Annotated in this window: 15 protein-coding genes; 10 read left to right on the top strand and 5 right to left on the bottom strand. The window is 55.9% G+C overall.

Annotated elements, in window-relative coordinates; translation table 11 throughout:
* Positions 1–7: 7 nt before the first annotated feature.
* Both CGZ80_RS01825 and CGZ80_RS01805 read right to left on the bottom strand, forming a co-directional pair.
* Positions 8–913, bottom strand: coding sequence for an alpha/beta hydrolase family protein (locus CGZ80_RS01825; RefSeq protein WP_094411116.1), 906 nt, complete (start codon positions 911–913; stop codon positions 8–10).
* A gap of 848 nt (positions 914–1,761) precedes the next feature.
* Positions 1,762–2,418, bottom strand: coding sequence for a transposase (locus tag CGZ80_RS01805; RefSeq protein WP_233148165.1), 657 nt, complete (start codon positions 2,416–2,418; stop codon positions 1,762–1,764).
* 372 nt (positions 2,419–2,790) lie between these two features.
* On the opposite strand from CGZ80_RS01805, the gene CGZ80_RS01800 reads away from it, so the two are divergent.
* Genes CGZ80_RS01800 through CGZ80_RS01790 form a run of 3 tightly spaced genes read left to right on the top strand, consistent with a single transcriptional unit; the run spans position 2,791 to position 6,784 of the window.
* Positions 2,791–4,377, top strand: coding sequence for a DUF1549 domain-containing protein (locus CGZ80_RS01800; protein WP_094411066.1), 1,587 nt, complete (start codon positions 2,791–2,793; stop codon positions 4,375–4,377).
* Positions 4,378–4,382: 5 nt separating this feature from the next.
* Positions 4,383–5,711 (top strand): DUF1501 domain-containing protein, encoded by a 1,329-nt coding sequence (locus CGZ80_RS01795; RefSeq protein WP_094411114.1) that lies wholly within the window; start codon positions 4,383–4,385, stop codon positions 5,709–5,711.
* Positions 5,711–6,784, top strand: coding sequence for a WD40 repeat domain-containing protein (locus tag CGZ80_RS01790; RefSeq protein ID WP_094411065.1), 1,074 nt, complete (start codon positions 5,711–5,713; stop codon positions 6,782–6,784). The genes CGZ80_RS01795 and CGZ80_RS01790 overlap by 1 nt, the downstream gene beginning before the upstream one ends.
* A gap of 9 nt (positions 6,785–6,793) precedes the next feature.
* Here the strand turns inward: CGZ80_RS01790 and CGZ80_RS01785 are convergent, their stop codons facing one another.
* Positions 6,794–8,254: a DUF1501 domain-containing protein gene (locus tag CGZ80_RS01785; protein ID WP_094411064.1), complete on the bottom strand. Its 1,461-nt coding sequence runs from the start codon at positions 8,252–8,254 to the stop codon at positions 6,794–6,796.
* Positions 8,255–8,331: 77 nt separating this feature from the next.
* Positions 8,332–11,295 (bottom strand): PSD1 and planctomycete cytochrome C domain-containing protein, encoded by a 2,964-nt coding sequence (locus tag CGZ80_RS01780; RefSeq protein WP_158222508.1) that lies wholly within the window; start codon positions 11,293–11,295, stop codon positions 8,332–8,334.
* A gap of 504 nt (positions 11,296–11,799) precedes the next feature.
* On the opposite strand from CGZ80_RS01780, the gene CGZ80_RS01770 reads away from it, so the two are divergent.
* Positions 11,800–12,339: a rhodanese-like domain-containing protein gene (locus CGZ80_RS01770; protein WP_094411113.1), complete on the top strand. Its 540-nt coding sequence runs from the start codon at positions 11,800–11,802 to the stop codon at positions 12,337–12,339.
* 111 nt (positions 12,340–12,450) lie between these two features.
* Entirely contained in the window at positions 12,451–12,939 is a 489-nt protein-coding gene (locus CGZ80_RS01765) for a bacterioferritin (protein ID WP_094411061.1), read from the top strand.
* Here the strand turns inward: CGZ80_RS01765 and ald are convergent, their stop codons facing one another.
* Complete coding sequence (gene ald, locus CGZ80_RS01760; RefSeq protein ID WP_094411060.1) at positions 12,940–14,040, bottom strand: alanine dehydrogenase; 1,101 nt, start codon at positions 14,038–14,040, stop codon at positions 12,940–12,942.
* Positions 14,041–14,367: 327 nt separating this feature from the next.
* On the opposite strand from ald, the gene CGZ80_RS01755 reads away from it, so the two are divergent.
* The 5 genes from CGZ80_RS01755 (at position 14,368) to CGZ80_RS01735 (ending at position 24,220) form a co-directional block, all read left to right on the top strand.
* Positions 14,368–15,561 (top strand): AMP nucleosidase, encoded by a 1,194-nt coding sequence (locus tag CGZ80_RS01755; protein WP_094411112.1) that lies wholly within the window; start codon positions 14,368–14,370, stop codon positions 15,559–15,561.
* Between the two features lie 205 nt (positions 15,562–15,766).
* Entirely contained in the window at positions 15,767–16,792 is a 1,026-nt protein-coding gene (locus tag CGZ80_RS01750; RefSeq protein WP_158222507.1) for an isoaspartyl peptidase/L-asparaginase family protein, read from the top strand.
* A 159-nt stretch (positions 16,793–16,951) separates the two neighbouring features.
* Complete coding sequence (nadB, locus tag CGZ80_RS01745) at positions 16,952–18,604, top strand: L-aspartate oxidase (protein WP_094411058.1); 1,653 nt, start codon at positions 16,952–16,954, stop codon at positions 18,602–18,604.
* A gap of 181 nt (positions 18,605–18,785) precedes the next feature.
* Complete coding sequence (locus CGZ80_RS01740; RefSeq protein WP_158249848.1) at positions 18,786–21,719, top strand: PD-(D/E)XK nuclease family protein; 2,934 nt, start codon at positions 18,786–18,788, stop codon at positions 21,717–21,719.
* Positions 21,716–24,220, top strand: coding sequence for a UvrD-helicase domain-containing protein (locus CGZ80_RS01735; RefSeq protein ID WP_094411056.1), 2,505 nt, complete (start codon positions 21,716–21,718; stop codon positions 24,218–24,220). The genes CGZ80_RS01740 and CGZ80_RS01735 overlap by 4 nt, the downstream gene beginning before the upstream one ends.
* The last annotated feature ends 13 nt before the right edge of the window (positions 24,221–24,233 follow it).

Here is a 24,233-nt window from a genome sequence, read left to right as displayed (position 1 = left end):
TTCGCCGTCATTGGAGGTCGCGAAGCATCGATTCCGTCAAGCCAACTTTTCCAGCAACGATTTGCTTCGCCAAAATTTCAGCGACTGGTGCGATGACCGAAAAGTGATCGTGTCCATCGACTTTGAAAAACTGAATTTTCGGGTTGGTATTGGCGTCTGCCATCACTTCAATCGCGCCGTCCCAGTTGCCTTCTTCGCCTTCGATGACGTAGGTCGGATTCTTGATTTGATCGAGCCAATAGATGGGAGAACGCAGCCGCAGCTCTTTCGCATAGCTTGGATCGCAATACAGAAACTCGCCTCCGTATTGGTCGGCAGCAGCAACGGCGCCGAGTGAGAAGATGGCTTGGTAACGCGCCGAACATTCGCCGACGAGCAGCACTAGCGTGCCACCGGTACTGTGCCCGCCAAGATAGATCTGATCGGGGTCAACGTACGGCTGTTTTGCCAAGTATTCCGTTGCCGCGATCACATCGTCGACTTCGCCGTAAAACCCTTCGCGTTTCCCGGGGTTATCGTTCCCGCCGCGTAGTGACGGAAACATCATCACCACGCCCTGTTTACGAAACGTACTGGCCGATTGATCGTTCCCACGGTCTTGGTACGACCAGACGTCGCCGATCGTGTTGCAGTCGCCGCCGGTGATCCAGATGATCGCCGGATAGCGTTTGCCATCGCCTGGATCAGGTGTCAGATAGGCGGCGAGTTCGCCCACCGGGGCAGGGTAATGGATCAATTCGAAGGTGTCATCGGCTGGAACATCGGGTGCCCCGTAGTCTTCGCCTGTTTTGATGATCGTTGTCTTGAAACCTGCACGAGCCTCTACCAGCGACTCGCCACTGCCAGACAACTCGCGCCGAGCGCACCCCGCGACACAAACGCAAACAACCAACCCCAAGGAAAGCAAACGCATCAAGAAACCCATCAAACGAAAAGGAGACGAGCAAAGCAAATAGAATACGCGAACAACGAACCAATGTCGCCTTTCGCCCCGCGATAGTAGCGTCTTTTGTTATCGCCCTGTTGCGAACACCAACACTCGATCAAGCAAAAAAAGAACTTGTTTACCGTTTGGTGATGGCAGAGGTAGTGCCAACTGACTTGTCGGTTGACGCGACTTGCAAGGTCGCCAGCGGTGTTCAGGCATCACGAACGTTGACGTGCCCCGGCACCTCGATGAAAGATAGACTCTGCTCGAACTGTAATCACTTGGCCGAAGGACTTAAACACCGTAGCCTGTGGCATCGCCACAGGACCATGATTCCCAAAGTTCGCTGATTGGCCGAAGGTCAATTCCACCTGCCAAGGCCCACAAAGCGAGCAGTGTTCATGGCCTTCAGCCAAAGCCAAAGATGGCGATTGGGCAATCGAAAACTGGGGCGATGCCCCAGCCTATGGTGCGAATGGCCTTCGGCCAAAATTCGATCGCTCCCGCTTGAGACCAATGGGGACGGTAATGTTCGCTGATCGCCAATGTCGCCTTTCGCTCCGCGAAAGTAGCGTTCTTCGCCTGAATCGAATGTCGAAATGCTTGCCTGGACGCCGTGTGCGCGTTGCTGATTTGCATTTTAGCGGCTTCGACGATCGGGTGAACGTTGGCTTGCATTGGTCGATGTCGGCAACGGATTTCGTAGTGACTTTAGCTGCGTGTGTTGCGGCATGTCCGCGATAGGAAACGCTACTTTCGCGGAGCGAAAGGCGACTTTGGGCACGGTCGTTTGCGATCGTTGCTTGCCTCGTTTTATGGGGCGTGCAAGCCGATCATTGATGATTGTCATGCTGCCGGTACAGAAAATCGCCGGACCGGAGGTTTGCCTTGGTTCCGTTGTCACGGATGTAATTGCATAGGTATTGATACTGCTCGGGACTTCTGACTAGGTGATCGAAGGGTTCTTGTTGCCAGAACTTCCCCTTGTTGCCAAGCTGTTGATTGATTTTCCATGCGGTGTAATGCAACCAAGAATCGCATTGTCCAATCATCGTTTCTTCCGAAGGGAAGCTGGCAAGCAGATGAACATGATTTGGCATCACAATGAAGTCGCCCAGACGATAGCGTTTACCATCGAAATGAGACAGCGAATCGGCAACGATTGATGCGAAATCTGGCTGGCGAAGGACACATTTACCATTGCACGTATCGAGGAAGTCTTCTCGCAATCGATTGAAGGTCTTTTTGAATTGATGGCGCAGTCTTGGATCAAGTTCAGGCAGCACCTTCCGCCAATCAGCGTTTCTACCCGTATTGCGAGCGATCCATTCATTCTTCTCGCGTTCCCAACGCTGCAAAACTTCATACGGGATCGAGTCCGCTGTACGAAAGGTAATGAACACGATCGCTCCCGCTTGAGACCAATGCGGGCGGTAGTGTTCGCTGATCGCAAGTGGGGCTTGAGGATCAAACAATTCACCGATCATCATTGTCCTCGCCAATGTCGCCTTTCGCTCCGCGAAAGTAGCGTCCTTCGCCTGAGTCGAATGTAGAAAATGCTTGCCAGGAAGCCGTGTGCGCGTTGCTGATTTGCATTTTAGCGGCTTCGACGATTAGTTGAACGTTGGCTTGCATTGGTCGATGTCGGCAACGGATTTCGTAGTGACTTTAGCTGCGTGTGTTGCGGCATGTCCGCGATAGGAAACGCTACTTTCGCTGAGCGAAAGGCGACTTTGGGTACGGTTGATGGTGGTTTGGCAACTGATCCGATGCGTTTGAGGATTCTTGGCTTGTGATTGACGCTGACGGATCGGGTATACTCAGGGGCCTACCCACCAACATTCCCACCTCAAAATCCGATCATGCGACGTCTCCACCTCGCTATCGCTCTCGGCGTTTCGCTGGTTTGGTTCTGCCAACCATCATCCGCGGCGACTCCGACGGACCAAATCAATTCGCAGATCGCTGCCAAATGGAAAGCCGACTCGGTCACTCCGGCGGGTCGATGCAGCGATGAAACCTTCGTCCGAAGAATCTACTTAGACTTGGCCGGGCGCGTGCCTTCGAACGACGAGCGAAACACGTTTCTTGCCAACCCAAGCGAGCAGCGACGCGAAGAACTGGTCGACGCCTTGTTGCACAGCGAAAACTACGCACAACATTTTGCCGATCTCTTTGACGCGATCTTAATGGGGCGGGCACAAGAACGCGTTTATGAACAGCGTGCACGTCACGGTTGGCGTGGATACCTGGAAAGCGCCTTTCGCGATAATCGGCCTTGGGCGGATGTCGCTCGTGAGGTTTTGTTGGCTCGCCCCGACGATCCGGATTCCGACGGTGCGGTCTGGTTCTTGTATGAACGCAAAGAAAACTACCAAGCGATTGCCGAAGCCGTCGCCCCGGCGTTTTTTGGCATTCGGATCGAGTGCGCACAATGCCATGACCACATGATGGCTGACGAAATCGAGCAGGCGCATTACTGGGGCTTGGTCGCGTTCTTTAACCGCAGCAAAAACCAAAAGACAGACAACGGCTTGCGAATGTCCGAGTCCGCGGTGGGTGGCTTTTCCGAATTCGCCAACCTGGAAGGCTCCAGCACACCGAACTACCTCACGTTCTTCGACTCTCGAACTGTTCACGAAAAACGGCCCAAAGCGGGTGAGTCGCAAGAGGACTCCGAATCTCTGTATTCGCCCGCTGACGTGAGTGGCGATCCGCGTGAGCCACTGTTTTCACGACGGACCAAGTTTGTCACTCAAATCTTAGAAGGCCACCCGCTGGTCCCACGGGCGATGGTCAACCGCGTGTGGGCGATTTTAATGGGACGCGGCATTGTCCATCCTCATGACGAAATCGATAGCATGCACGACCCGAGTCATCCCAAGTTGCTGGACTGGCTGGCCGATGACTTCGCGACACACCAATTCGATGTCCGACGATTGGTCCGCAGCATCGTCTTGTCCGATGCCTACCAATTGGATTCTCGCCGCCCAAGTGAAGCGATTTCGCCAGATACCTTCACGTGGTACATCGAACGGCCATTGACAGCAGAACAGCTTGCTCGTTCGATCCAGCAAACACTCCGCGGCTCGTTCGACAACAACGCCGACGTCGTCAAAGGATTGCGGCAGCAAATTGTCGACGTCTTGCCCGATGGTGTGGAAGTTCCCGTCGCGGACGCGTTGTACTTCAGCAACAACGCCGGATTGGATCAATTCATTCGCGATAGCTTTCGAGACGGATCGCCGATCTCGCAAATCGCCGCCGAATCAGAACCGCAGCAGCAAGCGTCTCGTTTGATCGAAACTTTGCTTGGCCGACAACCAACATCGGAAGAGCTTGACGCCATCGTCGGCTATCTGGACCAACGTCGCGAACGTGCTGAAGAAGCGATCGCCCAAGTCGCGTGGTCGTTGATCACGAGCGCCGAATTCCGTTTCAACCACTGATTGCCATGATCCGAACATCCAAACAAAGGATGACTTGCGGGAGTGACGAACACACCGTCCATCGACGGTTGTTCCTGCAAGGCTCCTTAGCCGCCAGCGCCGCATCCGTGGCCAGTTTCAACGGGCTGTTTTCCATCCCTGCATTGGCCGAGGAAACCAAACGTCAAGGCAAACGCTGCATCTTGCTTTGGCTTTGCGGGGCACCAAGCCAATTCGAAATGTGGGACCCAAAACCGGGAACGGCCACCGGCGGACCATTTGGTGCGATCCAGACGAACCTTCCCGGTGTGCAAATCAGTTCGCTGATGCCCAAGTGCGCGACCATGATGGACAAGCTGGCCGTCATTCGCAGCATGAGCACCAAACCGAGCGAGCACTTCCAGGGCATCGACGCGCTGACGCGAGGCGACGGACCGCGCCCTCCGTTCACACGCCCAATCCTCGGTTCAGTGATCGCAAAGCAACTCGGGCAACTGGACAGCCCGGTGCCGCAATTTGTGCTGCTGGATCCCTGTCCCGAAGGCAACGAATTCAAAGCGTTCAAGGCGGGTAACTGGGCCGGTTGGCTGGGTGCCGAGTACGGGCCGGTGCGGGCGGGCGGTGACTACGGCATTCCCAACATCGAAAAATTGGATTCGATCACCGATGCCGACCATGCGGACCGCGAAGCATTGCGCCGGTTCTTCAGCAAGAAATACGAACTGGACCAAAAGAGCAACGCGGCCGCATCACACAACGCCGCTTTCGAACGTGTGCAGGGCCTGATGAGCTGCGCGCCGCTGTTCGACATGGATTCACTACCCGAAGACGATCGTCAGCGTTACGGCGGCGGAGCATTCGCACAGCACGCGTTGCAAGCGAGGCACCTGATCGAAAACGGGTCGACGTTCGTGATGGTCGCCAACGGGATGCCTTGGGACAACCACGTCTATCAACACGAGATGCACCAGATGTTGGTGCCAGAACTGGACAACGTGCTTTACCAATTGGTCAACGACTTGGAAGAGCGCGGGATGCTGGACGACACCCTGGTCATTGCGATGGGCGAATTCGGTCGAACCCCGTGGATGAACGAAGCTCGTGGACGCGACCACTATCCAAACGCTTGGAGCTTAGCGATGGCTGGTGGTGGTATTCGCGGCGGCGTCGTCCACGGGGCAACCGACCCGCTCGGATTCGAAGTCGTCGAAGGCAAAGTCGATAACCGGAACCTGTTCGCGACGATTTTCACCGCGCTCGGTGTGGACCCACACGACGAATACGACCTGCCCGGATTGCCGACGTTTCATCGCGTCGAAGAAGACGCCGCACCGATTCTGGAGGTACTGGCCTAATGGACGTCAAACTCGAAAAACGATCGGGCCAGCGACTGCCGATGGCAATCCTTGGTGGAGCAGTCTCGACCGACGGTGCAACGCTGATCGGCGCCTGCATGGACGGTGTCTACAAGCTTGACTTGGCAAACGGCGAACGGCAGCAACTGTATTCGCACGACAGCTATGCGAGTTCGGTCCATTGGCTAGCTGACGATATCATCTTGTCCGGAGGCTATGACGGAACGCTACGCTGGTTCGACCTTAAGACATCGGAACTGAAACGCGAGTTGCCGCTCCACGAATTCTGGTCCTGGCAAACCGCCGTCTCACCTGACCAATCGTTGTTCGCATCGGTGACGGGACAGTATCTCGCCGGTGGATACAAATACGAACCCGCTGCCGAACGCGAACCCTCGCTGGTCATCGGCGAGACCGCGACCGGCGAGATCCTTCACCGTTTGCCGCACGTCCCGTCTGTGCAGTCGGTTGCATTCAGTCACGATGGCAAACGCGTCGCCGCAGGAAACTTGATGGGCGAAGTCCGCATTTTTTCCTGCGAGACAGGAGACCTGCAAACGACCATCCAAACCCCTGACTTTACGAGTTGGGGAATCATCAAAAGTCACTGCTACTTGGGCGGAATCTTTGCCTTGCGGTTCGCACCCGACGACCAATCGATTTTGCTGGCGGGGATGGGGCCGATGCGTGACCCGATGGCTGGCAACGGGAAGCAGCTTTGGCAGCGTTGGGAAACGTTTGGCGACACGCCCAAGATGCTGGACCAAACCCACGAAGGAGAAAACGGCGAAGGCTTGATGGAGTCGCTTGCGTTGCATCCCAACGGTAAATGCTTCGCGATGGGCGGCCGCCTTCGCGGTGGCGATTGGAACGTGGCACTGTTTTCGCTCGAAGATGGCAAGCGTTTGACCAGATTAAAAACCGGTTACCGTGTCACCACGATGCACTTTGCCGCCGATGGCAAATCGCTAGTCGTGATCGGAACCCAAGGCCAGCCAGGCAGCCTAAAAGACGGAAAGTTCCCCGACTTTGGCCGCGTCGAAATCTATGATGTGGCGATCGAGCAAGGTTAATCGCGTCGATTAAGCAACGATGTCATGGACGACGTTGCCGTGGATATCGGTCAGCCGGAAATCACGCCCGGCATAGCGGTACGTCAATCGTTCGTGATCAAAACCCAGCAGATGCAACACCGTCGCTTGCAAGTCGTGCACATGCACTCGATTTTCGACGGCCTGGAAACCGAATTCGTCAGTCGCACCATGCACGTGGCCGCCTTTGACACCTCCGCCGGCAAGCCACATCGTGAAGCCGTAGTGATTGTGGTCGCGTCCGCTGTTTGTCCCCGCGTTCGCGCCAGGCTTTGGCAATTCGACCGTTGGCGTGCGTCCAAATTCACCGCCCCAGATCACCAGGGTTTCATCCAGTAGCGACCGTTGCTTGAGGTCTTTCAGCAACGCGCCGATCGCTTGTGAGCATTCGCCGGCCAGACGTTTGTGATTCTGTTCGATTTGGTCGTGGCTGTCCCAAGGTTGGCCGGCACCGTGCCACAGTTGGATGTAGCGTACACCGCGTTCGACTAAGCGTCGGGCGATCAAGATTTGCCTTGCCTGGACCGAATCGCCATACATCTTGCGGATGTATTCAGGTTCGTCGCTGATATCGAACGCGTCGGTGGCTTCCATCTGCATTCGGTACGCGAGTTCAAAACTTTGCACTCGTGATTCAAGTTCGGCGTCTTGTTGACGCTGTTCCTGATAGCGGTTGTTGATCTGTTGCAGCAGGTCCAACTGTCGACGTTGTTGGCTGCGTTCCAAGCCAGACGCGTTGCGAATGTTGGAAATCAGCCGTTCGATGTCCTTGTGTCGGCTATCGATATAGGTGCCTTGGTACGCACCGGGAAGGAATCCTGCTTGCCAGTTTTCGGCCCCTTTGATCGGATAACCATTGGGGCACATCGCGATAAATCCCGGCAGGTTTTGGTTTTCGCTACCCAGCCCATACGTCACCCAGGAACCGACCGAAGGCCGAACGAACTGCGCATGACCGCAGTTCATCAGCATCAATGATGGTTCATGATTCGGCACGTCGGCATGCATCGAGCGGATTACACAAACGTCATCGATACTTTCGCCAACATGCGAAAACAGTTCGCTGACTTCGATTCCGCTTTCGCCGTACCTCTTGAATTTAAACGGTGATCGGTACGCCGCGCCGGTTTCGCGTTCCGTCCGCAGATCGAGCGGGATCGATTGGCCATGAAATTTATCGAGCGCTGGCTTGGGGTCGAACGTATCGACTTGTGACGGCCCGCCATTGAGAAACAGATGAATGACCGCTTTCGCTTTGCCAGGAAACTGGGGCCGTTTAGGCGCCATCGGGTTCAAGCTGTCACCCGCGAATGCTCGTGACGTGTCGTCGGACATCACGCCGGCGAGGCCGAGTGATCCTAGGCCGATACCACTGCGACGCAAAAACTCGCGTCGTGTGGACGGACCAGAACCGTTGAACCCGGGATCATTGAATGCGTGTGAATCAGACATGTTCAAATACCGAAAGGATGGAGCAGTGCTGAAAGAAAAGGAGCAATCAGAACTGCCGGAAAGGCGGGGTGTTTTGTTTAGTCGACAAACGCGAATTCGTTGCAGAGCAGCAGGACCTGGGACAATTGTTCCCAGCGATCGAGTGCCTGTTCGGATTGCGTTTGTTGGTTGTCCGTTTGTGGCTGAACGAACTCGAAGGCGGCTTGCAATTCCCAGTCTTTCGGGTTGCGATTCAATGCGAAGTGATACATCTGCCGAATTCGATCACGAAGGACTTCCGCATCAGATTGATCGCGTTGTTCGTCCGCGATGACACGGTCGGCCAGGGCCTTTGCTTGCTCTATCACGAAACCGGAATTCATCAGGTACAACGCTTGTTGCGGGACGGTGGTTTTCGTTCGCTGTGCACGACTGGCGTCGGGACTCGGGACGTCGAAGCTGGCCAGCAACCCTGGCAGGTCTTCGCGGTCAATGTAGGCGTACAGACCGCGCCGCGTCGCATCCTGGTGAATCATCACGGAACGGCCACCGATACGATCGTCCAATCGTCCGGCCGCGACCAACAAGCGATCGCGGAGTGGTTCAAATTCCAAACGTTTGCGTGGCATGTGCCACAGCAACCGGTTCTCTGGATCTTGCGTCATCGCTTTGTCACGCAAGGTGCTGGTCTGTTGCCAAGTCTTGGTCAACATGATGCGGCGTTGCAGTCGCTTGATCGACCATCCGTCCGCCATGAACTCCGCGGCCAAGTAATCGAGCAACTGTGGATGCGTTGGTGCTTCTCCGCGAGTGCCAAAGTCGCTTGACGTACGGACCAATCCTTCGCCGAAATGGTGCTGCCAAATTCGGTTGACGATAACTCGAGCGGTCAGGGGATTGTCAGGATTCGCGATTGCCTTGGCGAGCTCCAAACGACCGCTGCCGTCGATGAAGGGCTTGCCACCATCAACTTGTTCCAGGACTTGCAGAAAACGCCTTGGGACACGATCGCCACGATTCCCCGGAACGCCGCGACGGAAAATCACAGGCTCGGTCGGTTTATCTTTATCGACCAAGACCATACCGCGTGACGGGGCCCCGCTGTGCGTGACCTCGACTCCGTTGACGCCGTTCATCTTTTGGTTGTACTGATTACGTTCCGTTTGATCCAAGTGCTGGATCATCTGATCGCGGTCCAACGATGTCGGTGTTTCGGATTGCCAAATCACCAAACGCAACGCTTCGTCCTTTTCATCGGTCAAAGTGTCTGGATGCGTGTCGGCTGGTTGTGACTCTTTGGGATGGGCTTCCTTCCATTTCGCGTGCACGCCTTCGAATTGATCACCGATCGCTTGAGCGGCATCCGCGATCGTCGCCGGTTTTGCTTCGCGTAGGGCTTCGATCAATTTGGCGACGCCTGGCGCCGATTCGGCGACGGAATTCGCCGTCGCGAATTCATCCAACTTGTTCGATAATTGGTTGGCAAAGTCGTCTTCGGGAAGCTTGGTCAGTTCGCGAAACAAAGTCCACACCGGCGCCGATGACTCGTTCGCTTGATCGAGGAAACGCTGCCAGCGGAAAACGGCGGCGCGGCGGAGCGGTCCACGTTTGCCTTGAAATGAGCCGCCACGTTTGCGTTCTTTGCCGATCTGTTCGGCGTAAAAGACAAGGTAGTCCGCGATGCGGCTGCGTAGCTCGTCTTCGGTCGCCACTCGACGTTCTTCCAACCAGTCGTCGACTTCCTTTTGTTTGGCGGCTTTCGCTTTCAGGAATTCGTCGTATTCCGGCGAAGGTTGCGGTTCGCCAAGCAGCGGCAGTTCGCCCGGCTCTTCGCAGCTATCGAAGACACCATACAGCGAGTAGTAATCGGCGGTCGGAATCGGGTCGTACTTGTGATCATGACAGCGTGCGCAGGAGACACTAAGTCCGAGGAAGCCGCGAGTGACAACATCGATTTGGTCATCGATCACATCAGGCCGCCGGTTCATGAATTTGCGACCGACTGTCAGGTATCCCATCGCGGCAAGTGCCTTGCGATCGTCACCTTGCAGGTCTAACCGGTCTGCGGCGATCTGCTCAATAATGAACTCGGTGAACGGCTTGTCGTTGTTAAACGCATCGATCACATAGTCGCGGTACGTGAACGCGAACGGATAACGCGTTTCTTGGCTGCCCGCCAAGTATCCTTTCGTGTCGCCGTAGCGTGCGATGTCCAGCCAGTGCCTCGCCCAACGTTCGCCGTAGTGCGGATTGTCGAGCGAGCGGTCCACCAACTTTTCGAAAGCAAGTGGATCAGCGTCGTTAACAAATGCTTGAACCTCTTCAAATGTCGGCGGCAGGCCCAGTAAGTTGAAATAGGCACGGCGGATCAACGTTTCGCGATCAGCCGTCGGGTTCGCTTCCAGCCCCGCTTCGTCTAATCTCGCAAACACAAATTGATCGATGGGAGATAGCGATTCGCCAGAGGCCGGATCGGTGATCGTTGGCGGTTCGACCGACACGATTGGCTGGAACGACCAATGGGTATCGCGTTGCATGACGATTTGATCGGCGAACGACATCTCTTCAACGTCGTCATCTTCGCTTGCCGTTTCTTCGGGCCAGTAGGCTCCGTCGTCGACCCACTTCCGGATCGTGGCGATCGCATCGTCAGATAGCTTGTTGTCTGGCGGCATTTGCAAACCGTTGTCTTGGTAGCCGATGGCCCGGACAAGTAAGCTTGCGTCGACGTTGCCTGGCACCACGAGACGTCCCGAATCCCCGCCGCGAGCGAAGTGCGTTTTGCGGTCCAGACGCAGTTGTCCCTGCTGGTCATCCGGTCCGTGACAATCCACACAGTGCTGGACCAGCAGCGGGCGGACCTTGTTTTCGAAGAATGCTTCCTGTTCCGCAGACTTTTCGCTTGCCGGTGCTGTCTGTTCAGCCGCGACAGCGGTGTTGCCAGCGACAAGCAAGACGCTTACCGAGAGTAACAAGGTATGGCCAAAAACAGTGGCTGAATTGGATCGCAACCAGCTTCTGGCCGATTGGGCGCATGCGACTTTGGAACGATCGGTGGACATAGGTTGTTCTAGAGAGTGCGATCGGGTCAACACTTGAAACGTGCGGTCTCGATCGGACGGTGGTGGCGGGAAAGTCGTCATCGGGGCGTTGAACCCGAAGTCCGACTTTTGTTTGGTGGGGGAGGTAGGTCTGCGAGACGCCGCGCATGGTTGGACAATGCCACACTTTCATGGAGGGCCCCATTGTCATGGTGGCCACTCAGTCATGGGATCTCGCAACTCTATTCTAGACAAATCACCGCTACGAAGAAAGCAAAGTTCGATTCATCCCCACTGCTGACTGTCGCGGCGGAGAGAATCGGTGTCCGATTCAACGACATTTCGTGGAATTTTGCTCGTTCCACGGAGCCAAACTGATTGACATCTCGCGATATCCCGATATATTGACACGTAAGCAATATTTCGCGTTCCATGACACCGCACACGTGCCATGGACAAAACAAACGCCTCGTCGCCTTGCGACACTACGAAGACACAATCACGGTTCAAAGAGGGAGTTTCGCCATGTCCAGCACCATTGATGTCCGATCGCTTGCCGGAAAACAGCAGCAAGGTGAAATCAACCTGATCGATGTGCGTACCCCTGCGGAGTATTCGGGGCTACACGCTGAAGGAGCTCGAAACGTCCCGCTGGATTCGATTTCTGCGGATGCCGTGGGCAGCACATCGCCCGATCGCCCCGTTTACGTGATCTGCCAAGCGGGCAACCGCTCCAAGAAGGCTGTCGACAAGTTGGTGGCTTTTGGCGTCCCGCACGTTGTTGATGTGCAAGGCGGAACCTCGGCATGGGAATCGGCCGGATTGCCAGTCGTGCGTGGAAAGAAAACCGTCTCTTTGCCACGGCAGGTTCAGATGGTAGCCGGATCGATGGTGCTGATCGGTGCGATCCTAGGTTACTTCGTCCACCCCGGATTCATTGGCCTGTCAGGTTTCGTCGGCGCGGGGCTGTTGTTTGCTGGCCTGACGGATACCTGTGCGATGGCGACCATCCTGGGCAAAATGCCTTGGAATCAACGCAGTGGCGGCGGAAGCTGCAGCGTTTAAGTCAACGTGTTGGCAAGACCACCGCGAGCCGCTTGCAGCGGTCCTACAATCCATTCTATTTCATGACACGCGACTCATCGCGTACACGACACGACCATCAAGGAGAATCAAATGGCATCCGCACGATCACTCGAAAACCTTCAAAAGGGTTTGTCGATGGAGCTGACCGCATCGCACCAGTACCAATTACACGCCAGCGTCTTGGACGACTGGGGACTGGACTTGCTGGCCAAGCAGATGAGAGAAGAAATGACGGAAGAGCTGGGACACTCCGATCGTTTCCTAGAACGAATCATGTTCCTCAAAGGCGAGCCGGAGATGTCGTTTGACAAACCGCCACGCCGTGCGAAGTCACTCAAGGAACTGTTCGAATCCGATCTCGCAGACGAGCAAGAGGCGGTCAAGTTCTATACCAAGTCCGCTCACCAAGCCTCCGAAGACTCTGACATCGGTACGAAGCGATTGTTCGAAGACATCGCGATCGAAGAAGAAGAGCACATCGGTTGGCTGGAGTTGCAGCTGGATTTGCTGCAACGGATTGGCGAGCCGGCCTATGTGGCCAAGCACATGTCATCGCCGCATGAAGGCGCCGACGCTTAATTACAGCGTGTGCATTTCCATGTCGAAGGCTTCTGCGACGCCGCTGTTGCAGACCTTGCCGTCGTGAATATTGATCGCGTCGTACAACGGTCCCTTCGAATCGATCGCTTCTTGGACGCCCGACTGTGCCAAGCGAATCACCCAAGGTAACGTCGCATTACAAAGTGCATAGGTGCTGGTGCGACCGACGGCGCCCGGCATGTTGGCGACACAGTAATGAACCACATCGTCGATCACATAGGTCGGATCGCGGTGTGTGGTGGGGCGAGTCGTTTCGATGCATCCGCCTTGGTCAACGGCGACGTCGATGATGACGCTGCCGGGTTTCATTCGTTTGAGATCTTCGTGGCGGACGAGCTGTGGTGCTTTGGCTCCTGGAATCAACACCGACCCAACGACCAAGTCGGCGCGTTCGAGTTGTTCGAGGATGTTGTGACGGTCGCTGTAAAGCGTGTTGACGTTCGCCGGCATGATGTCGTCGAGGTATCGCAAACGATCAAGGTCGACGTCCAAAATCACGACGTCGGCTTGAAAGCCCGCAGCGATCTTTGCCGCGTTGCTGCCGACAACACCGCCGCCGAGAATCGTGATGTGTGCTGGCGGGACGCCGGGAACACCACCCAGCAGAATTCCGCGTCCCATCTGTGGGCGTTCAAGGAACTTGGCGCCTTGTTGGATGCTCATCCGCCCCGCCACTTCGCTCATCGGGGTCAACAAAGGCAGTCGGCCTCGCTGGTCACGCAGCGTTTCATAGGCGATGCAGGTCGCGCCGCTATTTAACATCGCGTTGGTCAGCGGTTCGCTGGCGGCGAAGTGAAAGTAGGTAAACACGGCTTGCCCGGGCCGGATCATGGGGTATTCATCCGCCTGCGGCTCCTTGACTTTGACGATCATGTCCGCTTTGGCAAAAACCTCCGCAGCGGTATCGACCATTGTCGCGCCGACATCGCTGTAATCTTGGTCCAGCAACCCTGAACCGACACCAGCGTTCTTTTCGACGATCACCTGATGACCGCGATTGACCAATTCTTCCACGCCGACGGGCAGCATCGAAACGCGGTACTCGTCCGATTTCGTTTCCTTGGGAACACCGATGATCATGAGTTGTCCTACTGAAAGGATGAAAAGAAATTGCGACTGCCAGCGTGATCGGAGTCAAGTGAAGCGTTACCAATGGCGATCAATTCGATTTCGGTCAACTCCTGCGACGGGGGGACCTACCTCAGGCTATCTGTCGGTTGGATTGGCTAAGGTCGGCGTTTCCGGCCTGCCGCCAAAGGCAGGGAACGCTTGCTCGCCTTGCTCACAACCGAGCATGCTAAAAATAAATTAGCAGAATTCGATTCTCTTCAATCATTCGGCCACTTATCTCAACACGTTTACGCTCGACACTCTGCCAACATCGCGTTTGACCTCACCGGACTTGCAATGAAACCCAAAATGCAAATTGATCCTTCGGAAAGCGAAGATAGCCTTTGCAAACAGATCGAATCGGCTTGTGAATTGATGGAGGAAATCTACGCGCAAGGCCACTATGTTCGCGTGACGGTGATCCGGCATTGGTCGAAACACAATCCCGAGATTTCCGGCAAGATTGCTCGCCCCAAAGCGTTTCGCTGGTACCTGCGTCGTGAGCTCCTGAAACTCGCTCGCAGAGGTGCCGTGATAACCATTGAACCGTCACGCCCACGTGTCGACTTGAATGCAGCAACATTGCTGAAAACGATCGACGAGTCTGACTTTGATTTGACACGCAAGAAAGTGTTCATGTTCGGTCCAGAGCGTTGCGAGCTGTCGATCAAACGCTTGGAACATTACACAGGCACGATGGCGGAAGATTTCCAGCGTTATGTGTTGCTGACGAACTACCACATGCACATGGAGGCGTTTGCGGAGACCTTCCCGGGCTGCAGTGGGTCAACGGCAACCAATGTCCAAATGCCGACGCTGCACCATGTCGCCGCTGACAATCGCGGGATCAGCATAGTCAACATTGGGGTCGGCCCCAGCAACGCAAAGAACCTGACGGACCATTTGGCGGTGCTGCGGCCGGACGCGATGATGATGGTGGGCCACTGTGCCGGCGTCCGAAATCACCAAGACGTCGGCGACTTTGTGTTGGCCAGCGGATACATGCGTGCGGACCGGATATTGGACGAGGCCTTACCGCCGTCAGTCCCGATTACCCCAAGCTTTCTATTAAACCGAGCACTTGCAACAACGCTGGATGAACTGGAGCTTCCCTATCGTATTGGGGCGGTCTACACGACGCTGGATAGAAACTGGGAACTGACGGTCAGTCGGACCCAACAGCACCTCCGCGCGAGTCGCTCGATCGCGGTGGACATGGAATCGGCGACCGTCGCGGCGAACGGATTTCGCTACCGCATTCCCAGCGCGACGCTGCTCTGTGTTTCCGATAAACCGCTGCACGGCCAACCGAAACTTCCCAATGAAGCGAAGCAGTTTTACGGCGACACAAAGAAGCAACACCTCAAGGTCGCGACGCAGGCGTTAGAGTCAATCAAGACACAATATCCCAATGGGTTGCCTAATAGTGACATTCGGGCACCCGAAGAGGCGTTGTTGGAAGGTCCCGATGGTCTCGGCTGTTCATTCTGAAACGATCCTCAACAATTGGCCCCTTGCCGCAGTCACCGTCGCGCGTCGGGTTGCCGAATCGGTTAGGATTCGGAAGTCGTCGATGGTCCGAGATGCCAACCGAGCAAAAATGATGGCCGAAACATTACCGCCCCAACGAACTTTCGAACGCCTACACGAAAGATCTTGCCATCGATTATGGGGCTACGCTTTTCTACTATGGTTGATGATGTCCACCGCCAGCTATTCACAACCGACCAGCGATTCGCAATCGACTTGGGTGATCGCGTTACATGGTGGAGCCGGCGCGCTGCCCCGAAGCTTGCCCCCAGAGGTAGTCGCACGATACCGCAACAGCCTTGACCGAGCGCTGCAGTGTGGAATCGATGTCCTTAGCAAGGGCGGAAAGTCTCTTGATGCGGTGACGGCGACCGTCGTTGCCTTGGAAAACGACCCGATGTTTAACGCCGGGCGTGGTGCGGTGTTCAATGCACGTGGCTTTCACGAACTCGATGCCTCGATCATGGACGGCCAAACCCTTGAAGGAGGCGGCGTCGCGGGTCTGCAACGCATTCGCAATCCAATCTTGGCCGCCCGACTTGTAATGGACGACAGCCACCACGTATTGATCTCCGGCGAAGAGGCTGATGCGTTTGCCGAAAACGGCGGCTGCGCTACGGTCGAACAGTCGTATTACTACACCGAAAAACGCTGGCAGCAGCTGCAACGGGCGCTGCCACTGATGAAGCTCGATCCGCTTTCGTCGCCAGCGTATCCGATCCCGACCGATTTGGGCCCGGACAACAATCCCGAAGGCGACACCGGCGAAACGGTTGGCTGTGTTGCTTTGGACGTCCACGGCAACCTCGCTGCCGCCACCAGCACCGGTGGTCGCACAGCGAAACGATTCGGACGAATCGGCGATTCGCCAATCCTTGGTGCAGGGACATACGCGGACAACAACACTGCCGCGATCAGCGGAACCGGGATTGGCGAAGAATACATCCGCCATTCGATCGCCGCCCGCGTCAGCCTGCGGATGGAATTGGCCAACAATACGCTTGAGGAAGCGTGCAAAAACTGCTTGGAACAAGTCCTCCGGCCGAACGACGGTGGCTTGATCGCCGTCGATTATGAAGGCAACCTGTTCTTGGGCACCAACACCCCCACGATGTCGCGGGCCTGGGCCCACAGCGACGGACGCCGCGAATGTGCGATCTGGGACGAACCGCTGCTGCCCAAATCGAATTGATCGCTGTGACGGCCCACAGTAGCACGGGTGACGGAACTTGCCGACTCGCGTAAACTAGCGGTTTGGCGACTTTGCCCGCCATTGAGCCCCGGGGCTTTGGCCCCATTCGCGTCCGTCCGAGACGCAAGACCGATCGAATTGAAGAGATGAATCGCTGATATGACGCCACGCTACCTGGTCTCGTTTGACACAAGGCATGCTACTCATCGCTTCACAGATATCCTGATCATCGGTGGCGGTCTGGCCGGTTTGCGGGCTGCCAATGCCGTTCAGCCTCACCAGCGTGTTCTGGTGGTTACCAAAGACGTCCTGCGCGAATCGAACAGCACTTATGCTCAGGGCGGTATCGCCAGCGTTCTGGACCCGGCGGACCGCTTCGAAAACCATGTTCGTGACACCTTGATCGCAGGCGCGAATCTGTGTGACACCGACGTGGTCAACATGGTTGTCCGCGACGGTCCCCGCCGAATCGAAGAACTGGTTCAGTGGGGCACGCAATTTGACGTCGAACATGGTGAACTGGAATTGGGTCGCGAAGGCGGTCACTCGCACGAACGGATCGTCCACGCACAAGGCGACGCGACGGGCGCCGAAATCATGCGTGCGGTTATCCAGCGAACGCGATCACTCGACCGCGTTCGTATCTTAGAAAACGCATTCACGTTAGACCTTCTGACCCACGACGGTCGTTGTCGTGGCGCGGTGATCAGCCAGAACGGTGGCGAGCCGATGATGGTCTGGGCCAAGGAAACGATCCTTTGCACTGGCGGTGCCGGACAAGTCTTTCGCGAGTCGACCAATCCGGCGGTAGCGACCGGCGATGGCCAAGCGATGGCATACCGCGCCGGTGCTCAAATGGCCGATTTGGAATTCATGCAGTTCCACCCCACCGTGCTTTACATCGCCGGTTCGTCCCGTTCGTTAATCAGCGAAGCCGTTCGTGGCGAAGGCGCACACCTGGTGGACGCCAAGGGGCACCGGTTCATGCCAGAGTACGACGAACGTGCAGAGCTCGCGCCGCGTGATGTCGTCAGCCAATCGATCGTCGCACAGATGCAAAAGACCGAGCATCCTTGCGTGTATCTGGATCTTTCGCATCTCGACCGAGAACACGTGCTGTCACGATTCCCAGGAATCGCGCGAGCGTGCAGCAAATTCGGACTCGATATCGCCAGCGATCGAATTCCGGTTCGCCCCGGTGCCCACTACATGCTTGGTGGTGTCACGGTCGATCGACAAGGTCGCACAAGCTTGCCGGGCCTTTGGGCGGCGGGTGAGGCAACGAGTAGTGGTTTGCATGGCGCGAATCGCTTGGCCAGCAACAGCTTGCTCGAAGGCCTCGTCTATGGCGCTGCTGCGGGTGAAGCCGCGTCTCGTGCGGCAAGCGAGGGTGGTCATGAAATGCGTGCGCTTCCCATCCGACAATCCGAATCGTCCTCTGCCGAAGCGTTCGACATCGATGACATCCGTGTGTCCCTGAAAAGCTTGATGGGGCGTTTGGTCGGCGTGCAGCGTGACGGCGAAGGACTGCAAAAAGCTGCGGATACGATTCGATCGTACAATGCGTATGTGATGAATCATCAGTTCGACCGTATCGCCGGTTGGGAGCTGCAAAACATGCTGACCTGCGCTGGAATGATGGTCAACGCCGCACTGGTGCGGACCGAATCGCGGGGCGTGCATTTCCGCAGCGATTATCCCGAACGTGATGACCAGCATTGGCGCCGTCGATTGACCACACAAATCAACGTCGACGGTGGCTATCCGCAAAAGGCAGAGATGCTTCCGGCAGAACCTGCACCGATTCGCTAGAGCTGTCTCGATGTTAACGGTCGAAAACAAACGTCGACCGCTCACAATCGATAGCAAAACCGGCTAGGATTTGACCCAATGTGTCACGCGGCCCCTCGAAAACGGAAGGGTGATGCGAGACGCGCAGCGGACGCGAACTCTAGACGCACGTTTATTAGCACGAGGGAGAAGGTCGGTGACAATGGAACTGTTCCGGGACCTTATTTTTCATCAACACTTTTTGGGCTGGGATCGCCCCTTGCCGATCACCGCGACGGAGTGGCTGGTCGAACGCAATCGAAATGGTCAAACACTTGACCTCAGCGATCGCTTGTGTGTCCTGCCAACATCGCAAACCGCCGTTCGATTGGGCGAGTTGTTGGCCCGGCGTTCGGACGAGCTTTCACTCGAATATCGCAAGCCGTCGATCATCACCGCGGGCGAGTTGCCCGAGCGTTTGTATTCGATCGACAAACCACTGGCGATCGAATTCGAACAAACCCTCGCTTGGGCACGTGTCCTTCAAAAGCAATCGGATGAACAACTTCGTCCACTGATGCCGACCATGCCCGAAAGCGACTCGTTGGCACCTTGGTTGGAAGTCGCTGGCACTCTGCGTCGACTGTCGACCGATTTGGCATCGCACAACGTCAGCTTTGAAAACGTCCTCGACATCGTGCAAACAGCCGACGATCGGCAGCGCTGGGAATTGCTCAAGCGACTCTACAACGAATACATTTCAGAGCTCTCGCGAGCCGGTTTGGTCGATCCATACGAACAGCGGCGTCTTGCGGTAAAGAATCAGCGTGTAGGTTTTCGCCAACCGATTTATCTGATCGGCACCAGCGACTTGAACGAGTCCATTGCCGCGATGGTCAAAGAGGTCGACGGCGAAGTCACCGCCTTGATCGCCGCACCAAAGGAACGGCAAAACAGCTTCGACCATCTCGGTCGCCTGAAGACCGAAGCGTTTCTCAAAGACGAATTGCCGCTTCGTGATGAACAGCTGATTTCTAGCGGCGATATCTCGGACCAAGCAATCGCTGTTGGCCAGTGGGTTTGTCGTCTGGGGGAAACGTATTCACCATCGCAGATCACGATCGGGCTGACCGATCCATCGCAAATCGCCCCGGTCGAAGCCGAACTCGAAGACTGCGATCGTCCTGCCTATCGACATGCCGGATGGACCATCAGCCAAACGGCCCCTGGCCGATTGATTCAGCGACTGACGCGTTTGATTTCACGTCCCACGTGGGAGTCTCTTGCCTCGTTCGCACGGCACACTGATTCACACGCTTGGCTAACAAGTCAGCTTGAAAGCTCCGGCGACCCTTCGCAGGACAAAGATATCCTTTGCGACCTCGACAAATTGCTCGCCGAGCACTTCCCGCTCGAACTGTCCGACACCTTGCCAATCGCGGCACTCAAGAACCAGCCCGTTGCTGTTGGGATTCGGCGTCATGTTTGCGACTGGTTAGCCCCATTTTTGCCCAGCGACTACCTGCCCGATCACCGCAAGGAAAGCTCGTCAAAACAGGCTTCAAAGAAACGAGCCACCACGACCGACCAACGTCCAATCTCGGAATGGAGTTTGGTGCTGCGGGATTGGTTGGCAACGGTCTACGACGAAGGCCCATCAACATCGTTATCGGGCAATCGCGACTTGACGATTCAAGCGATCGACAAAATCAACGAGTTGCTCGAACGCTTCTCTGAACTGAACGGCCGATTGGACGTCAAAGTGAGTGCGGCGATGGCGTTAGAAACCATCAACTCTCGCTTGAGCGAATTGCGTGTCGGTACCGAAATGCAATCCGACAGCGACGTCGAATCAAGTCACCTTCACGGCTGGTTGGACCTAGCGCTCGATGATAGCCCCGCGATGGTCGTCGTCGGATTCAATCACCCGTTCGTCCCAGGGGCGGTTACCAGTGACCCGTTTCTTCCGGGCGCGTTGCGTAGTGAACTACGTATGGCGGACAACGATCGCCGCTATGCACGTGATGTTTATGCGATGCAGTTGATGCTGCGAACACGTAAAGAGATCTACTTTATCGTCGGATCGAATGCGGCCGACGGTTCCCCGACCCCGCCCAGTCGTTTGCTCTCTGCCGCACCTCAAGAAGCGATCGCAAGACGCGTCCGCAACCTATTGCATCACAAAGCGCCGGCATCATCGATCGTGATTGGAAAGTCCGCGCCGCTGGAAGCAACGCGATTGCCAATCCCAGTGATTGAGGATACCGAATGCCCCATCGATTCGATGAGTGTGACGGCGTTTAAGTCGTACCTGGAATGCCCATTTCGGTTTTACCTGCGACACGTGTTGGGACTAAAGCCAGTTGATGACGCGGCCGGCGAATTGGCCGCCAACCAATTCGGTGACCTCGTCCACGGTGCACTCGAGAACTTCGGGTTGTCCGAGGATCGGAACGAAACATCGTCGAAGCGAATCTATGACGCATTCACTCATCACCTAAATGCCTACGCAAATCAACGCTATGGCCAAAAGGTGCGAAGTTCCGTTCAAATGCAAATTCGCCAAGCCCAGCGTCGACTAAAGTTTGTCGCCGATCAACAAGCAGAACGTATCGATCAAGGCTGGCAAATCCACGCGACGGAAGCTTCGGTAAGTCCCAAAATGGGAGCGGCGATCGAAGTCGACGGAAAAAAGATGGGGCTCAAAGGTCGCTTTGACCGGATCGATTATCACCCCGAAGACAACCGCTGGGCGATTCTGGATTACAAAACACACGGCAGCCCGCCCGAGAAAAAACACCTGCGTCGAAGTAAAGACGAAGGCAAAGACAATTGGATCGATTTGCAGTTACCTCTTTATCGCGAGATGATTCCCTACCTTGGAATCGAAGTCCCCAGGGATGAAGTCCAGCTTGGATATTTCAATGTCAGCGACAAGGAAGAAGAAACCAAGATCAACCTTGCCAACTTCTCTCCCGCACAACTGGATTCGGCAACGGAGCTGATTCGCGACTGCATCCGCAATATCTTCGCTTGCCGTTTCGAACCGAGCGAGGAAATGGTGATGTACGACGATTACGAAACGATCATGCAAACCGGCGTCCCAACGCGGATGTTGTCCAGCATTGGAAGCGGTGACGAGGAGGTAGGCGAATGAGTCACGATCCATTTCACGACGGGCACTTGCCGCCAATGCTGGTTCGTGCCTCGGCCGGTACCGGCAAAACTTACCGTCTGACCGCGCGTATGCTGCAGATCTTTTTTCAAGGTGCTGCACCACAGACCGTTTTGGCGACAACGTTCACGCGCAAGGCAGCAGGCGAAATCCTGGATCGGATTTTGCTAACGCTTGCTGACGCGGCCGACGAAGGCCAACCCGATGCGCTAAACAACCTCCGCCAACAGGTTGGTCTGCCAACGTTGCAGCGAAGTGCGTGTTTGCAACTGCTGAAGAAACTTGTTGCGAACGTCCACCGCTTGCGAATCTGTACGCTCGATAGCCTGTTCACACAGCTCGCCAAGTCGTTCCCGTTCGAATTGAATTTGCCGCCCGCTTGGCGATTGACCGATGAAATCGAGGAAGTTTGGCTTCGAGAACGCGCGATCGACTTGGTCATCGCGTCGCTGAATCCCAACGAATTGGCGACCCTGTTGTCGATGCTCAGCAAAGGCGAAACGAAACGTTCGATCGTCCGTGAATTAGATTCGGTTGTTACAGGTGCTTATCAGTTATCGCGGCGTAGTCGCGGCGACGCGTGGGATCAACTTGACGTGCCTACCGGGCCAGACGACGAGATTCTCAAGCAGTCAGTCGCGACATTGCGGTTCGCCGACGCGCCACAAAAATCGATTCGCAAGAAACTCGAAGACATCGCTGACCTGATGGAACAGCGTGACTTCGACGTCATCGGTTCCGATCGCTTGGTGCTCAACTATGCCAAAGCAAAGGCTTGTGGCGAACCGGTCAAGTTCGGCCGATCAACACTGCCAGACGGTTTGGACAATGCTCTCGGTGCGATGTATGCGGCCGCACGCAGTCGCACCCTTGCACTGCTGCAAGCACAAAATCAAGCCACGGGCGAAATCCTGACAGTGTACGACCACAACATTGGCCAACTGAAACAGTCCGCTCGGACGCTTGGATTCGACGACATCGCGATCCGTCTGGCCAACTTTTTCAGCTCGGTCGACTATCAATCCCTCAGCCGGCGGATGGATGGTGCGATCGATCACCTGCTACTTGACGAGTTCCAGGATACCTCGCCGTCGCAGTGGCAAGTGCTGCGTCCACTGGCGATCCGTTCGGCCGACCAATCCGTCGATCGTGACGCGTCACCTGAATCTGCCGTCTCGCGGTCGTTCTTCTGTGTTGGTGATACGAAGCAAGCGATCTATGGATGGCGTGGCGGAGTTGCCGAGATCTTTGAAGCCGTCGATGACGAGATCCCTGGTGTCAAAGCGATTGAGCAAAACACGAGCTATCGCAGCAGCCAAGTGATCATGGATGTTGTCAACCGGGTTTTCCAAAACCTGCATCGACACCCGATGGCAGACCCCGATGACGATCCACTGGAAATGGACAAGGCGACGTATGAAGCCGACGCGGTTAGAAGTTTTGCCAAACTGTTTCCGACGCACCTCGCGTTTAAAAAGTCACTGCCTGGTTACGTCCGTTTCGAAACTTGCGAAAAAATCGCTGGCCCAAAGTCCGCCCCCAAAACGGCTGCCTGCTTCGAACTCGTTGCGGATCAAATTCAGAAGCTTAATCAGGCCGCTCCCGACGTCAGTATCGGTGTGTTGACGCGAACGAACCGAGCAGTCGCGAACTTGATCTTTGTGCTGCAAGCGAAAGGCGTCGATGTCAGCCAAGAAGGCGGTAACCCGCTGGTCGATTCAGCGGCGGTCGAATTGGTGTTGTCGGCACTGATGATGAGCGAGCACCCTGGCGACGGACGCTGGCAATATCACCTGCAAAGCTGCCCTGTCGCTGAACTGCAGTCGTTAACGCCAGCAGGTGTTCGCGAGTTAGTGACCGAACTCGGTTTGGCTCGGACCGTGCGGCGTCTGGCTTCTTGGATCGCACCGCACTGTGATGCACGCGACCAACAACGCTTAAAGCAGCTAACGCAACTGACGATCAACTACGAACAAAATGCGCCGCCTCGTGTCCGAGACTACGTCCGCATGGTTCGCGAAAAACGCGTCGAGCGACCACAAGCGGCGCCGGTTCGTGTGATGACGGTGCACCAATCCAAAGGTTTGGAATTCGACGCGGTGTTTTTGCCAGAGCTCGAAGGCAGCGTATCCGGTCAGCCACCGCTGTACCTGGCCGACGCGCCCACGGTCAGTGAACCGCCACGTGCGATGTCGCGTTTTTTGAGCAAGGACTCCTGGCATTTCTTAGATCCGACTTGGCGTCAAGCTTTTGGCAAGCACTCCGAAGCCAAAGTGACCGAAACGCTGTGCTTGATGTACGTCGCGATGACACGTGCACGACAGGCGTTGTACATGGTCACTCATCCGGCTAAACCGGAAACCAAGACGATGGCGTCTCTGATTCACGCCGGCCTTCATACCGACACCAGCTTGCTGGATGGCGAAACGCTGCTTTACGAAGACGGTACCGAGGATTGGTATCTTCCCGCACAATACAACTGATCTCGCATTGCTT

The organism is Rhodopirellula sp. MGV, from assembly GCF_002251265.1.
In the GTDB taxonomy this organism is placed as follows: Bacteria; Planctomycetota; Planctomycetia; order Pirellulales; family Pirellulaceae; genus Stieleria; species Stieleria baltica_A.
This window is presented reverse-complemented; position numbering and strand designations above follow the sequence as displayed.